We start from the raw sequence: 13,517 nt of genomic DNA, 5'->3' as shown, positions 1-13,517 counted from the left end.
TTCGTGCGCGGAGCCCGCTGCGGCCCGCATGCGGCAGCCGCTCCCCGGCGATCTCTCACCCCTCGTCCGCCTGCGCGAGGAAGGCCGGCCATTCGCCGCCCCCGTCGACGTTGAGCACGGCCCCCGTGATGTGCGCGGCGTACTCGGAGGCGAGCATCAGGCAGGCGGCTCCGATGTCCCGGGGTGTGGCGAAGACGCCTCGCGGGATCGTCGCGGCGATGCGGGCGGTCGCCTCCTCGTCGCCGTAGTGGCCGGTGGCGCCCGGTGTGGCGACGAGCCCCGAACTCACCGCGTTCACCCGGACTTTGGGCGCCCACTCGACGGCGAGGCTGCGGGTGAGGCTTTCGAGACCGGCCTTGGCCGCGCCGTAGACGGCGGTACCCGGGCTCGCCCGGCGCGCGCTGATGGAGGTGACGTTGAGCACGACCCCGTCGAGGGCGGACTCCGCCATCACGGGGAAGGCGGCGTGTGCGACGAACGCCGGGGCGAGCAGATTGAGTTCGGTGATCTTGCGGTGGAAGCGCGGGGACGCCCCGGCGAAGTGGGCGAACGGAGCGCCGCCCGCATTGTTGACCAGGACGTCGATCCGGCCGCGCCGCTCGGCGACGTCGGCGATCCAGGAGGCCGCCTGCTCCTCGTCACGGACGTCTACGGAGCGGTAGGTGACGCCCCCTGGCAACCGCTCGGGCTCGGAACTTCGTCCGCAGATCTCGACGCTCGCCCCCGCCTCGCGGAAGACGTCGACGATCCCGGCCCCTACGCCCCGCGCCCCACCGGTGACCAGCACGACCTTTTCCGACAGGTCAAGAGTTGGCGGCACGGACCCTCCTAGCTGCACGGCGTGTCGGGCGAAAATCCTAACCGAGCAACCAACCAAACGCTAGGTTAGAAGGCTACGATGGCCGCCATGAAGTACTCAGTCATCGCCCCCGTGTCGGCGTCGGTCACGGCCGACCCGGAGTGGATAGCGGAATATGCCGAGCACGTGGAGGCGTGCGGCTTCGAGTCGCTCTCCGTCGTCGAGCACGCCCTCGTCGTCAGCCGGTACTCCAGCGTCTACCCGTACGCCTCGTCGGGCCGCATGGAACTCGCCGACGACTGCGTCATCCCCGACCCGCTCGACCTCCTCTCCTTCCTCGCCGCCCGGACCACCCGACTCGGCCTCGCCACAGGTGTGTTGGTCCTGCCCAACCACCACCCGGTCGTCCTGGCCAAGCGCCTGGCGACGATCGACGCGCTCTCCCGCGGCCGGCTGCGGATCTGCGTCGGCGTCGGCTGGATGAAGGAGGAAGTGGAGGCGTGCGGTGCCGAGTTCGCCTCCCGCGGCCGCCGGGCCGACGAGCAGCTCGACGTGGTGCGCGCCCTCTGGGCCGACCGCTCCCCCGAAGGCGTGGACCACCACGGCGAGTTCTTCTCCTTCGAGGGCGGCATGAGCTACCCCAAGCCGGCGAACGGCCGCAGCGTACCGCTGCACATCGGCGGACACAGCCTCGCCGCCGCCCGCCGCGCCGGCCGCCGAGGCGACGGGCTGCAACCGCTCGGCGTCGCGGGCGACCGGCTCGAGCGGCTCGTCTCGGTGATGCACGAGGAGGCGGAGGGGGCCGGCCGCGACCCTTCCACTCTGGAGTTGACCCTCGGCCACCAGGTATCGCGAATCACCCTTGGGAAAGCGGCATCACTCGCGGCGCGCGGCGCCTCGCGCCTCACCCTGCAACCGGAGCCCACCGGCAACCTCTCGCGAGCCAAGGACGAACTCTCGGCATGCGCGGACCGGTTGGGGCTGGCGTGAGCCTCGCACCAGCGGACCGGCTCGACCTCGCCGACCTGGTCGCCCGGTACGCCGCTTACGTGGACGACCGCCGCGTGGAGGAAGCCGCCGCGCTCTTCACTCGGGACGCCACCCTGGCCCTCCCCGCTCCCCCGGCACGGCTGGCCCCTGAGGTGACCCGCACCGGCCGCGCCGAGATCGTCTCGGCGCTGCGTGAAGCCGCGGCCTTTCCCCTCACCCGCCACACGGTGCAGGGCGAACTCTTCAACGCCCAGAGCTCGTCGGACGCCGGAGCACGGGCAGCCGGCCGGGTCCTGTGCACGGCACACCATCTGCGGAGGCGCACGTCCGGCGCGCTCACCGATCTCGTCTGGCAGCTCCAGTACACCGACAACTACCTCCGCGAGGAGGAGGGTTGGCGGATCACCCGCCGGGAGGTCCGGATCGACTGGATAGAGACGCGCTCGCCCCGCCTGTGGCGCGCCGAGGAGGACGAAGGACCGGCCGACGTCGAGGGGTCGGCGACGGAGAACGGAGGGACGCCATGAACGAGCAAGCGCACGGCAGGCCGCGCGTCTGCGTGGTGACAGGAGGGGCGCGCGGTATCGGCGGCGCGGTGAGCCGCCTCCTCGGCCGTGGAGGTGACACGGTCGTCCTCAACGACACCGGGGCCGAGGCGGCGAGCGCGGCCTCGCGCGAGATCACCGATGCGGGCGGCCGCTGCGTCACCGTACTCGGCGACATCACGCAGGACGCCGTCGTCGCCGAGGTCGCCGAGGTCGCGCTCTCCGTCGGCGAAGGGCACGTCGACGTCCTCGTCAACAACGTGGGCGACTTCCGTCCGGCCTCCCGCACCTTCCTCCACTCGACTCCCGAGCAGTGGCAGCGGCTCTACGAGCTCAACCTCCGCCACGTGCTGACGCTCACGCACGCGCTCCTTCCCGCGATGGTCGAGCACCGCTCGGGCGCGATCGTCAACAACTCGACGGTGGAAGCCTTCCGCGGCATTCCGGCCCACGCCCCGTACTCGGCGTTCAACGCCGGTGTCTCCGCCTTCACGAGGAGCCTCGCCGTCGAGGTCGGGCAGTACGGCGTGCGCGTCAACGCCGTCGCACCCGACCTCGCGGACACCCCGCAGACGCCGGCGGCCGCGATGCTCAGGGGCGCGATCCGGAACGGCTGCGGACCTGGACACCGCTGGGAAGGTTCGGCGCTCCCGAGGAGTGCGCCGAGGTCGTCGCTTTCCTCGCCTCCGATCAGGCGCGGTACGTCACGGGGCACACCGTTCCCGTCGACGGCGGCACCCTCGCCGCCTCGGGCTGGTACGGGCGCGCGGACCGCAGGGGCTGGACCAACATGCCCAACGAAGCCTGATGAGCGCCTACTTCACGACGGAGTCGAAAGCGGGGGACGCCTCCGCGCCGCGGACGGGGCGCCGCCCGCAGCACTTCTCGTTCGCAGCAAACGCTTGGTGGACGCTTCGTCACGCTCGCGGCCGTAGGAACGTCCGCGCGGTACACACCGGAAGGGGAGGCGGCTGATGCCCGTCCGTCAGGAGCAGTTCGGTGCGGTGTCCCTGGTGACGCTCGACCGTCCGAAGGTACGCAACGCGCTCGACCAGCAGGCGCTCCACGCCGTCGCGGAAGCCCTCGACCGAGCGGCCGCTCCGGGCAGCGGCATCCGCTGCGTCGTGCTGACCGGAGCGGGCGAGCGTTCCTTCTGCGCAGGCCTCGACCTCGCCGACGCCGCGGGAAGCGGCCTCCCCGACCCGGACACCTCACCGCTCGCGCGGCTGCGCTCCGGGTACCCGCTCCCGGTGGTCGCCGCGCTCAACGGGGCGGCCGTCGGCGGCGGCCTGGAGCTGGCGCTCGCCTGCGACCTGCGCATCGCGGCGGAGCACGCCGTCTTCGCGCTCCCCGAGGTGTCGCTCGGCTTCGCCGCGACCGAGGGGGGCGTGGAGCTCGGCCGCCTCGTCCCCTTCGGCATCGCGCTGGAACTCATGCTCACCGCCGAACGTGTCGACGCCGCCCGCGCCTTCGACGTGGGACTCGTCAACCGCGTCCTCCCTGCCGACGAAGTCCTGCCGGTGGCCATGGAGTTGGCGCGACGAATCAGCTCGCACTCGCCCGCCGGCGTGCGGGCGAGCAAGGAACTCGCCTACCGCGCCCTCTGGCAGGAGCCCTCGCAACTCCACCGTCTCGCACGGAAGCGCACCGAGGAGCTCATGGAGGGCGAGGACGCAGCCGAGGGGCTTGCGGCCTTCAGGGAGAGGCGACGGCCGCGGTTCAGGGACGTGTGACCCGGCCCGCACGGCCTCCGCGCCGGTGGCCTCCGGCGGTCAGCGCGCCCCAACCGCCGTTGCAGAGCGGGCCGTTCACGCGTCCGCGAGGCGGTCGGCGAGTTCGCGCCGCAGTGCGGGGCCCGAACCGGCGAGGAGCTGGGCCGACTTGGCCCGCTTGAGGTAGAGGTGGAGGTCGTGCTCGTAGGTGAAGCCGACGCCGCCATGGAGCTGGAGCGCCTCGGCCGCGACGTCCATGAACGTGTCGGCGGCCATCGACTTCGCGAGCGCCGCCACGCTCCCCACACCGTCGCCGAGTTCGTCGACCTCGCCCGGGTGCGGTGCCGAGGCGGCGAACCGGACCGCGTAGTCGACGGCGGCGCGTGCCCCGTGGACGGCGAGCGCGAGGTCGGCGCAGCGATGCTTGAGCGCCTGGAACGATCCCAGCGGCCTGCCGAACTGCCGCCGCAGCGTGAGGTGTTCGACGGTCATGTCGAGGCAGGTGCGCGCCGCGGCGACGGACTCGGCGGCGAGGGAGACCCGGACGAGCGCACGCAGGCGGGCCGCGAGAGCGCCGCCGTCGTCCGGCGGCGAGAGCGGCGTGGCGGGTACGTCGGCGAACGCGATGTCGGCGAGGCGCCGCGTGTGGTCGAGCGCGGCGCGCTCGGTGCGCTCCACCCCGGGCGCATCACCGGGCACGAAGTGCACCGACGCCGCGTCCCCCGTACCGGCGACGACGAGGAACCCGTCCGCCACCGCCCCGAAGGGGACCGCACCCAGCCGCCCGCTCAGCGCGCCGCCCGCACCGGCGAGGCACTCCCCCGCGCCCGGCGTCACCCCCGCCGCGGCGAGGACGAGCGGCTGCCGCGCCATCCGCTCCAGCACCTCCTCGCCCGCCGCGCAGCCGCCCCGTGCCACCCGCTCCGCGACGAGCACAGCCGTGACGAGCGTCCCCGGCAGCGGCGACGGTGTGAGACGGCGGCCGAACTCCTCGACCACGGTGGCGACTTCGCGGAACCCGAGGCCCAGGCCGCCGAGGCTCTCCGGCACGGGCAGCGCACCGAGGCCGAGTTCGTCCCAGGCACGGTCGTGGAGCGCCCGGTCGAACCCGTGCGGTTGCGCCATCTCCGAGCGCCGTCCCTGCGCGCCGGAGCGGGCGTCCAGAAACGCGGCGACCGTGCTCCGCATCTCCTCGCGTACTTCGTCCTCGACGTCGTCGCTCACCGGTCGCTTCCTCTCCCTCGTGCCGTGCCGCCGCGCCCGCCGCCCGGCTTCAGCCGCGGGGCAGACCGAGCAATCGCTCGGCGATGATGTTGCGTTGCACCTCGTTCGAGCCGCCGTAGATCGTGTCGGCACGGCTGAACAGGAAGAGCGTCTGCTCGTCGGTCAGTTCGTACGGCGGCGCCACGGTGAGCGCCTCCGTACCCGCGACGTCCACGGCGAGCTCGCCCAACTCACGGTGCCATTCGGCCCATTGGAGCTTGGAGAGCGACGCTTCCAGGCCGGAGGCCCCGCCGCCGGAACTGCGAAGGGAGGCGAGCGCGGTGTACCGCATGACGCGCAGCCGGACCCAGGCGCGGACGAGGCGGTTGCGCAACTCCGCGTCCGCCCACGCCCCGTTGGCGCGAGCGAGGCGGAGCGCCGCGTCGAACTCCCGGCGGAACCCGATCTGTTGCCCGAGCGTGGCGACGCCGCGCTCGAACCCGAGCGTGGACATCGCCACGCGCCAGCCGTCCCCCTCCTCGCCCACCCGGTTCGCCGCCGCGGTGCGGGCGCCGTCGAAGAAGACCTCGTTGAACTCGCTCGTGCCGGTGAGCTGCCGGATGGGACGAATCTCCACGCCGGGCTGGTCCAGCGGGACCAGCAGGTAGGAGAGGCCCGCGTGGCGCGTCGAGTCGGGGTCGGTCCTGGCGAGGACGAAGATCCAGTCGGCGAGGTGCGCCAGGGACGTCCAGACCTTCTGCCCGGTGAGGACGTACTCCTCCCCCTCGCGCACGGCCCGCGTGCGCACGGACGCGAGGTCGGAGCCGGCGCCGGGCTCCGAGTACCCCTGGCACCACAGGTCCTCTCCGGCGAGGATGCCGGGGAGGAACCGGCGGCGCTGGTCGTCCGAACCGTGGGCGAGCAGCGTCGGGCCGAGGAGCTGCTCGCTCATGTGCATCAGCCTGCCGGGGCCGCCCGCCGCCGCGTACTCCTCGTGGAAGACGACCTGTCGGGCGAGGGACGCGCCGCCCCCGCCGTGCTCGGTGGGCCACCCGAGGCCGATCCACCCCTCGGAGCCGAGCCGTCGCTCCCACGCCCGCCGGCGCTCCAGCGCCTCGTCCTCGTGGCCGGGCCCGCCCGTGTCCACGACATCCGAGAACTCGCCCCCGAGTTGCTCGGCGAGCCAGCCGCGGACACGCAGCCTGAACTCTTCGCCCGCTTCGGGTACTTCGGTCTCGCCGCCCATCGTCATGCCCCGTAGACGGGCGCCGGCGGCTCGGCGTCCGCGAGCAACCCGGCTACGACGGGGAAGAGTTCCTCTGGCTCCCAGCGGCGCCCCCGCTCCGCCGGTGGTCCGTGGCGCCAGCCGTCGGCGAGCGAGACGGAGCCGCCCTCCACCTCGAAGACGCGCCCTGTGACCTCGCGTGCGGCGTCGCTGCCGAGCCAGACGACGAGCCCCGAGACGTTCGACGGGTCCATGGCGTCGAACCCGGAGGCCGGGGCCGCCATCCGCTCGGCGAAGACCGTCTCGGTCATGGGCGTGCGGGCCGAGGGTGCGATGGCGTTGACGACGACGCCGTACCGCGCCAACTCCGCGGCGGCGACCTGGGTGAGCGCGGCGATGCCCGCCTTGCTCGCCGCGTAGTTGCCCTGTCCGACGCTGCCCATCAGCCCGGCGCCGGAAGAGGTGTTGACGACGCGCGCCGCCACCCGGCGGCCGGCCTTGGCCTCGGTGCGCCACCACTCGACGGCGTGCCGCAGGGGTGCGAAGTGGCCCTTGAGGTTGACCCGCACGACGTCGTCCCACTCGGCCTCGCTCATGGTGGCGAGCATGCGGTCGCGGTTGATCCCCGCGTTGTTGACGAGCGTGTCGATCCGCCCGTACCGCTCGACCGCGGTGGCGACGAGCGCGGACGCCGCCTCCCACTCGGAGGCGTCGGCGGTGACGGCGACCGCCTCTCCCCCGTTCCCGGTGATCTCCGCCGCGACGTCCTCGACCGTCCCCGCGGCGTCGTTGAGGACGAGGCGCGCGCCGTGGCGGGCGAACTCCAGTGCGTGCGCGCGTCCCAGGCCCTGCCCGGCGCCCGTGACCACGACGACGCGGTCCGCGCAGAAACCGCTCTTCACAGCTGTCCGTGTCACGCGCACAGCGCACCACACCTCTCGCACAACAGGAAAGCAAACGCTTGGTACTTCTCAACTCGCCGTCGCCCCACGAGGCTCGGCGACTTCGCACCACCGACGCCGAAGACGGCCAACCGGCTTGTGGTTCCGGCGTGTTGGGCAGGGTGCTACGTTAACAAGCAAATGCTAGGTTAGGAAGTGAGAGAATGACCGTCACCACCTCGACCGGGCAGGACGGCGTCACCGCCGTCACCGTCTCGTATCCACCAGTGAACGCCCTCCCCGTGGCCGGCTGGCACGACCTCGCCGACGCCGTGACGGAGGCGGGGAGCGAGCGGAGCCGGGTGGTCGTGCTCCGCGCCGAGGGGCGGGGGTTCAATGCCGGGGTCGACATCAAGGAGATGCAGCGGACGGCCGGGTTCGAGGCGCTGCTCGGCGCCAACCGCGGCTGTTACCGCGCGTTCAAGGCGGTCTACGAGTGCCCCGTCCCCGTCGTCGCGGCCGTGCAGGGGTTCTGCCTCGGCGGCGGCGTCGGCCTCGTCGGCAACTGCGACACCGTGATCGCCTCGGAGGACGCCTACTTCGGGGTGCCCGAGGTCGACCGCGGCGCGCTCGGCGCCGCCACGCACCTGGCGCGGCTCGTCCCCCAACACCTCATGCGCACGCTGTACTTCACCGGCCGCACCGTGCCCGCCACCCAACTCCAGGCGTACGGCTCGGTTCTGGATACGGTGCCGCGCGAGCAGCTCGACGCGGCCGCGCTCCGGGTGGCGGGCGAAATCGCACACAAGGACCCGCGCGTGATCCGCGCGGCCAAGGAAGCGCTCAACGGCATCGACCCCGTCGACGTCCACCGCAGCTACCGCTTCGAGCAGGGCTTCACCTTCGAACTCAACCTGGCGGGCGTCGCGGACCAACGGCGCGACGCGTTCGCCTCGCCGGAAGGCGCCGACCCGGCCGATGCCGACTGACGGGTGACGGGTGACGAGCAGCTCCGAGGCCCCGTCAGAGCCGCTCGACGACGGTGACGTTCGCCTGGCCCCCGCCCTCGCACATCGTCTGGAGTCCGAACCGTCCCCCGCGCCGCTCCAGTTCGTGGAGCAGCGTCGTCATCAGGCGGACCCCCGTGGCCCCGATGGGGTGACCGAGCGCGATGCCGCCGCCGTTGACGTTGATCCGCTCCGGGTCCGCGCCGGTCTCCTTCATCCACGCCAACACCACGGAGGCGAACGCCTCGTTCACCTCGAAGAGGTCGAAGTCCTCGATGGCCAGGCCGGTTCGGCGCAGGGCGTGCGCCGTCGCCGGGATCGGCGCCGTCAGCATCCACAGCGGATCAGCGCCCCGTACCGAGAGGTGGTGTACCCGTGCCCGCGGCACCAGTCCCTGTTCCTCGACGGCGCGTTCGGAAGCGACGAGGACGGCCGCCGACGCGTCGCTGAGCTGTGAGGCGACCGCCGCCGTGATGCGCTCGCCGCCCGCGACGGGTTCGAGGGAGGCCATCTTCGCCGGGCTGGTGTCACGGCGCACCCCCTCGTCCACGGCGAAGGGGCCGACCGGTGCGATCTCTGCGTCGAACCGCCCTGCGTCGATCGCCGCCGCGGCGCGCAGATGACTCCGCCAGGCGAACTCCTCCAACTCTCCGCGCGAGAGCGACCACCTCTCCGCGATCCGCTCGGCCGCGCGGAACTGCGAGACCTCCTCGTCCCCGTACCGCTTCCGCCACCCTTCGGACTCGGCGAACGGCGTGGTGAACCCGTACTGCTCGCCCGCCGTCATCGCGGCGGAGATCGGGATCGCCGACATGTTCTGCACCCCACCGGCGACGACGAGGTCCGCCGTGCCGGAGAGCACCGCCTGCGCGGCGAAGTGGATCGCCTGCTGGCCCGAGCCGCACTGCCGGTCCACGGTCACGCCCGGTACCTCCTCGGGGAGGCCGGCCGCGAGCCACGCGGTGCGGGCTATGTCGCCGGCCTGCGAGCCGATCGTGTCGCAGCAGCCGAGGACGACGTCGTCGACGAGTGCGGGGTCGAGACCGGTCCGGTCGATCAGGGCGCGCAGCGTGTGCGCCGCCAGGTCGGCGGAGTGCACGCCGGACAGGGCGCCGCCGCGCCGTCCGACGGGGGTGCGTACGGCGTCGACGAGGTATGCCTGGGACATGTCCGTCTCCTCAACTGACTGGTCGGCTCCGGGCGTCGGGCTGCCGGGCTCACGCGTGCTGGCTGCTCGCCGAGAGGACCTCGCCCGTCAGGTAGGAGGCGTACTCGCCGGCGAGGAAGACCATCACGTTGGCGATCTCCCACGGTTCGGCCGCACGTCCGAACGCCTCGCCCGCCCTCAGCTCCTCGAGCAGCTCTTCGCTGGTCACCTTCGCGAGGAAGGGATGCATCGCGAGGCTGGGTGAGACGGCGTTGACGCGGATGCCGTCGTCGGCGAGGTCCATGGCGGCCGAGCGGGTGAGCGCCATGACACCGGCCTTCGCCGCCGCGTAGTGCGCCTGCCCCTGCTGAGCCCGCCAGCCCACGACCGAGGCGTTGTTGACGATGGCGCCGCCCCTGCCCGCCGCGCGCATCCGCCTGCCGGCCGCCCGTACGCAGCGGAACGTGCCGGTGAGCGTGATCTCCAGAACCCGCTCCCACTCCTCGTCGCTCATCTCCAGCACGGACGCCGTGCCGCCGAGCCCGGCGTTGTTGACCATCACCTCGACGCCGCCGAACTCCTCCGCCGCGTCGAGGAGTGCGGCTATCTGCTCCTCCCGCCGGACGTCGCAGACGACGGCGCGGACGCGGTCGGCGCCGAACTCCGCGGCGAGCGCGCCCTCGCTCTCGGCGAGGCGGCGCTCGTGCGTGTCACCGAGCACGACCCGGGCTCCTTCCTCCAGGAAGCGGCGGGCCGCGGCGGCACCGATACCCGCGCCGGCGGCCGCGGTGACGACGACCGTCCTCCCGCGCAACAGGGCGCGGGGCTCGGGATACGGCGGTGGGGGGACTCGCCTGGATGCGCTCATGGGCTCTGCTCCCGGATTCCGGTCGTCTGGTGCGGAGTTGGCCCCTGGCCAAGGCCGGCGTGGACCCGTAGGCTAGCAAATCAAGCACTTGCTTGGGAATCGCTGGAGGAGCCATGCCGAGCACCGGAGGGGACGCCCCGGACGAGGCGGTCGTCACCTACGAGCGCCGCGGTCCCGTCGCTGCCGTGACCCTGAACCGCCCGCGGTACCGCAACGCGCAGAACTCGAAGATGACGTACGCGCTCGACGCGGCCTTCACCCGCGCCGTCGACGACGACGAGGTGAAGGTGATCGTCCTCGCGGGCGCCGGCGAGCACTTCTGCGCGGGCCACGACATCGGCACCCCGGACCGGGACGTCGACGAGAGCTTCGAGCGCAAGGCCGTCATCTGGTGGGACCACACGGAACGGGAGGGCGTCGACCGGCGCTGGGCCCGCGAGTCGGAGGTCTACCTGGGGATGTGCCGGCGCTGGCGGGAGATCCCCAAACCGGTGATCGCGATGGTCCACGGCGCCTGCGTCGCCGGGGGCCTCATGCTCGCCTGGTGCTGCGACTTCATCGTCGCCTCCGACGACGCCTTCTTCGCCGACCCGGTGGTACGCATGGGCATACCCGGCGTCGAGTACTTCGCGCATCCCTGGGTGATGAACCCGCGCGCCGCGAAGGAGTTCCTCTACACGGGCGAGCGGTTCTCCGCCGAGCAGGCGCGGGAGTGGGGCATGGTCAACCGCACCGTTCCGTTGGAAGAGTTGGAGAGCGAGACGTACCGGATCGCCGAGCGGATCAGTGCGATGCCCGCTTTCGGCCTCGCGCTCACCAAGCGAGCGGTCAACCAGGCCGAGGACCTCCAGGGGATGCGCAGCGGCATGGACTCCGTCTTCGGGTTGCACCACGCGGCCCACGCGCACAACGCCGAAGTGGGCGGCGACTCGCTCGCCGGCATGGACGCCAGGCGGATGCGGGACGCGGGACGGAGCGCCTCGTGAACCTCGACCTCGGCGAGTCCGAACTCGCCTTCCGCGACAAGGCCCGGGCCTGGCTCCGCGCCCACGTACCGGCGGAGCCGCTGCCGCCGACGGACTCGGCGGAGGGCTTCGCCGCGCGCCGCGCGTGGGAGGCCGAACTCGCCGCCGGACGCTGGTCGGTGGTGAGTTGGCCCGAGCAGTTCGGCGGGCGAGGCGCGACGTTGCTGGAATGGGTTCTCTTCGAGGAGGAGTACTACCGCGCGGGCGCCCCCGTGCGGGTGGCGCAGAACGGCATCTCGCTGCTGGCGCCGATCCTCTTCGCGCACGGCACACCGCAGCAACAGCAGCGCTGTCTGCCGAGGTTGGCCGACGGGACGGAGATCTGGGCGCAGTGCTGGTCGGAGCCGGAGGCCGGCAGCGACCTGGCGTCGCTGCGCAGCACCGCCGTCCGCGACGAGGCGCGCGGGGGCTGGCTCCTCAGCGGCGCGAAGACGTGGAGCTCGCGCGCCGCCTTCGCCGACCGCGGCTTCGGCCTCTTCCGCTCGGACCCGGAGGCAAGGCGCCACAGCGGCCTCACCTACTTCCTCTTCCCGCTCGACGCGGAAGGACTCACCGTCCGCCCGATCCCGCAGCTCGACGGGAACCCGGGGTTCGCCGAACTCTTCTTCGACGAGGTCTTCGTCCCCGACGAGGACGTCCTGGGCGCCCCCGGCGACGGCTGGCGCGTGGCGATGAGCACGGCCGGCAACGAACGGGGACTTTCGCTGCGCTCGCCCGGCCGGTTCTGCGCCGCCGCGGACCGGCTGCTCCACCTCTGGTGCGAGCGCGGCGCCTCGCTGCCCGAAGCGCGGGACCGTGTCGCGGACGCCTGGATAGCGGCGGAGGCGTATCGGCTCTACACGTTCGGGACGGTGACGAAGCTCGCCGAGGGCGGGGAGGTCGGCGCGGAGGGCAGCGTCAACAAGCTCTTCTGGTCCCAACTGGACGTCGGCCTCCACGAGACGGCGCTCGAACTCCTCGGCCCGGAGGCCGAGTTGCGCGACGCCGAGGGCGCGTGGGCGGACGGCTACCTCTTCTCGCTCGGCGGACCCATCTACGCCGGCACCAACGAGATCCAGCGGAACATCGTGGCCGAGCGGCTGCTCGGCCTGCCGAGGGGGACCCGATGAGATTCGCGCTCACCGAGGAGCAGCGCGCGTTCGCGGAGTCGCTCGACGACCTGCTCACGGCGGCCGAGGCGCCGGCTGCGGCCCGCGCCTGGGGCGCGGGGGACACCGGGCCCGGGCTGCGGCTGTGGGGCCGGCTCGCCCGACTCGGCCTCCATGCCCTGCGGTTGCCGGAGGAGTACGGCGGGCTCGGTGCGGGGCCCGTCGAGACCGTCGTCGCCTTCGAGCGGCTCGGGCGGCACCCGGCCCCCGGGCCGTACGTCGAGTCGGCCGTCGTGGCACCGGTGCTGCTCGGCGTCGCGGGAGCACCGCGGTTCGCCTCACCCGACGCCCTCGCCGAGGGGCGTGAGATCGTGACGTTCGCGGCACCGCCGTGGACGCCGCTCGCGCTCGACGCCGAAGCGGCGAGCCGGGTGCTCGTCCTGGACGGGCACACCCTGCGCGAGGCCGAGGTGGGGGCCGGGCGCCGTTCCGTGGACGCCTCCCGCCGCCTCCACGAGGTCGCCGCACGGGGCGAGTTGGGCGGCGTCACGGCGCGGACGGCCGCCGCGGCGCTCGACGAGGCCGCGCTGGCGTGTGCGGCGGTGCTTCTCGGCGCCGGGCGGCGGCTGCTCGCCGAGGCGGTCTCGTACGCGGGCGTGCGGCGCCAGTTCGGCCGGGCGATCGGCGAGTACCAGGCGCTGAAGCACGCCCTCGCGGACGTCCGGGTCGGTCTGGACTTCGCCGAACCGCTGCTGTACAGGGCCGCGTTGAGCCTCGGCGAGGAGGCGCCCGAGGCCGCGCGCGACGTCTCGGCGGCGAAGGTGGCGGCCGCCGGCGCCGCGCACCGCGCCGCACGTACCGCACTCCAGGTGCACGGCGCCGTCGGCTACACCCTCGAACACGACCTCGGCATGTGGGTCACCAAGGTGCGTGCCTTGATGGGGGCTTGGGGCACACCGGCGGTGCACCGGTCGCGGGTCCTGGCCGCGGTGGCGCCCGACGCGGCCGTCGGGCGCCGGGATTGAAC

Annotated in this window: 14 protein-coding genes and 1 pseudogene; 9 read left to right on the top strand and 6 right to left on the bottom strand. The window is 73.0% G+C overall.

Annotated features, from left to right (window positions below):
* Positions 1-55 precede the first annotated feature (55 nt).
* The gene (locus UWG_RS0102760) at positions 56-820 is read right to left on the bottom strand and encodes an SDR family oxidoreductase (RefSeq protein WP_029391108.1); all 765 of its coding nucleotides are present in this window, start codon (positions 818-820) and stop codon (positions 56-58) included.
* Positions 821-907: 87 nt separating this feature from the next.
* On the opposite strand from UWG_RS0102760, the gene UWG_RS0102755 reads away from it, so the two are divergent.
* The 5 genes and pseudogenes from UWG_RS0102755 to UWG_RS0102740 all read left to right on the top strand — a co-directional run bounded on the left by UWG_RS0102755 (position 908) and on the right by UWG_RS0102740 (position 4,067).
* Positions 908-1,789, top strand: a complete 882-nt coding sequence (locus tag UWG_RS0102755) for an LLM class F420-dependent oxidoreductase (protein ID WP_029391107.1) — start codon at positions 908-910, stop codon at positions 1,787-1,789.
* On the top strand, positions 1,786-2,316 hold the full coding sequence (locus tag UWG_RS29370; RefSeq protein ID WP_016905677.1) for a nuclear transport factor 2 family protein: 531 nt from the start codon (positions 1,786-1,788) through the stop codon (positions 2,314-2,316). The genes UWG_RS0102755 and UWG_RS29370 overlap by 4 nt, the downstream gene beginning before the upstream one ends.
* Positions 2,313-2,855, top strand: a pseudogene (locus tag UWG_RS34205) (SDR family NAD(P)-dependent oxidoreductase); the annotation flags it as partial. The gene UWG_RS29370 and the pseudogene UWG_RS34205, both read left to right, overlap by 4 nt.
* A 92-nt stretch (positions 2,856-2,947) precedes the next feature.
* Positions 2,948-3,142: an SDR family oxidoreductase gene (locus tag UWG_RS34200; protein WP_420235608.1), complete on the top strand. Its 195-nt coding sequence runs from the start codon at positions 2,948-2,950 to the stop codon at positions 3,140-3,142.
* A gap of 166 nt (positions 3,143-3,308) precedes the next feature.
* Complete coding sequence (locus UWG_RS0102740) at positions 3,309-4,067, top strand: enoyl-CoA hydratase/isomerase family protein (protein ID WP_016905676.1); 759 nt, start codon at positions 3,309-3,311, stop codon at positions 4,065-4,067.
* Between the two features lie 75 nt (positions 4,068-4,142).
* On the opposite strand, the gene UWG_RS0102735 is transcribed toward UWG_RS0102740, so the two are convergent.
* From UWG_RS0102735 to UWG_RS0102725, 3 genes are read right to left on the bottom strand one after another with little or no spacing between them, the layout of a single operon-like run.
* The gene (locus UWG_RS0102735) at positions 4,143-5,270 is read right to left on the bottom strand and encodes an acyl-CoA dehydrogenase family protein (protein WP_016905675.1); all 1,128 of its coding nucleotides are present in this window, start codon (positions 5,268-5,270) and stop codon (positions 4,143-4,145) included.
* 49 nt (positions 5,271-5,319) lie between these two features.
* Positions 5,320-6,501, bottom strand: coding sequence for an acyl-CoA dehydrogenase family protein (locus tag UWG_RS0102730; RefSeq protein WP_016905674.1), 1,182 nt, complete (start codon positions 6,499-6,501; stop codon positions 5,320-5,322).
* Positions 6,498-7,391, bottom strand: coding sequence for an SDR family oxidoreductase (locus tag UWG_RS0102725; protein ID WP_202800745.1), 894 nt, complete (start codon positions 7,389-7,391; stop codon positions 6,498-6,500). The genes UWG_RS0102730 and UWG_RS0102725 overlap by 4 nt, the downstream gene beginning before the upstream one ends.
* 188 nt (positions 7,392-7,579) lie before the next feature.
* Between UWG_RS0102725 and UWG_RS0102720 the strand changes: the two genes are divergently transcribed.
* Positions 7,580-8,344, top strand: a complete 765-nt coding sequence (locus tag UWG_RS0102720; RefSeq protein WP_016905672.1) for an enoyl-CoA hydratase family protein — start codon at positions 7,580-7,582, stop codon at positions 8,342-8,344.
* Positions 8,345-8,378: 34 nt separating this feature from the next.
* Here the strand turns inward: UWG_RS0102720 and UWG_RS0102715 are convergent, their stop codons facing one another.
* Positions 8,379-9,530 carry an acetyl-CoA C-acetyltransferase gene (locus UWG_RS0102715; RefSeq protein WP_016905671.1) on the bottom strand — a complete coding sequence of 384 codons (1,152 nt, stop codon included), beginning with the start codon at positions 9,528-9,530 and terminating at the stop codon, positions 8,379-8,381.
* Between the two features lie 49 nt (positions 9,531-9,579).
* The gene (locus UWG_RS0102710) at positions 9,580-10,377 is read right to left on the bottom strand and encodes an SDR family oxidoreductase (protein WP_029391105.1); all 798 of its coding nucleotides are present in this window, start codon (positions 10,375-10,377) and stop codon (positions 9,580-9,582) included.
* 113 nt (positions 10,378-10,490) lie between these two features.
* On the opposite strand from UWG_RS0102710, the gene UWG_RS0102705 reads away from it, so the two are divergent.
* The 3 genes from UWG_RS0102705 to UWG_RS0102695 are packed head-to-tail and all read left to right on the top strand — an operon-like array spanning position 10,491 to position 13,515.
* Positions 10,491-11,363 carry an enoyl-CoA hydratase gene (locus tag UWG_RS0102705; protein WP_016905669.1) on the top strand — a complete coding sequence of 291 codons (873 nt, stop codon included), beginning with the start codon at positions 10,491-10,493 and terminating at the stop codon, positions 11,361-11,363.
* Positions 11,360-12,511, top strand: coding sequence for an acyl-CoA dehydrogenase family protein (locus UWG_RS0102700; RefSeq protein WP_016905668.1), 1,152 nt, complete (start codon positions 11,360-11,362; stop codon positions 12,509-12,511). The genes UWG_RS0102705 and UWG_RS0102700 overlap by 4 nt, the downstream gene beginning before the upstream one ends.
* Positions 12,508-13,515: an acyl-CoA dehydrogenase family protein gene (locus tag UWG_RS0102695; protein WP_016905667.1), complete on the top strand. Its 1,008-nt coding sequence runs from the start codon at positions 12,508-12,510 to the stop codon at positions 13,513-13,515. Before UWG_RS0102700 ends, UWG_RS0102695 begins: the two co-directional genes overlap by 4 nt.
* Positions 13,516-13,517: the final 2 nt, after the last annotated feature.

Source organism: Streptomyces xiaopingdaonensis (genome assembly GCF_000262345.1).
GTDB lineage: Bacteria > Actinomycetota > Actinomycetes > Streptomycetales > Streptomycetaceae > Streptomyces > Streptomyces xiaopingdaonensis.
The sequence above is the reverse complement of the archived record's forward strand: the minus strand, read 5'-3'. Positions and strand labels throughout refer to the sequence as shown.

Coding starts and splice junctions, on each gene's coding strand:
- UWG_RS0102755 (WP_029391107.1), top strand. CDS start 908: ATGAAGTACTCAGTCATCGCCCCCGTGTCGGCGTCGGTCACGGCCGAC.
- UWG_RS0102740 (WP_016905676.1), top strand. CDS start 3,309: ATGCCCGTCCGTCAGGAGCAGTTCGGTGCGGTGTCCCTGGTGACGCTC.
- UWG_RS0102730 (WP_016905674.1), bottom strand. CDS start 6,501: ATGACGATGGGCGGCGAGACCGAAGTACCCGAAGCGGGCGAAGAGTTC.
- UWG_RS0102720 (WP_016905672.1), top strand. CDS start 7,580: ATGACCGTCACCACCTCGACCGGGCAGGACGGCGTCACCGCCGTCACC.
- UWG_RS0102715 (WP_016905671.1), bottom strand. CDS start 9,530: ATGTCCCAGGCATACCTCGTCGACGCCGTACGCACCCCCGTCGGACGG.
- UWG_RS0102710 (WP_029391105.1), bottom strand. CDS start 10,377: ATGAGCGCATCCAGGCGAGTCCCCCCACCGCCGTATCCCGAGCCCCGC.
- UWG_RS0102705 (WP_016905669.1), top strand. CDS start 10,491: ATGCCGAGCACCGGAGGGGACGCCCCGGACGAGGCGGTCGTCACCTAC.
- UWG_RS0102695 (WP_016905667.1), top strand. CDS start 12,508: ATGAGATTCGCGCTCACCGAGGAGCAGCGCGCGTTCGCGGAGTCGCTC.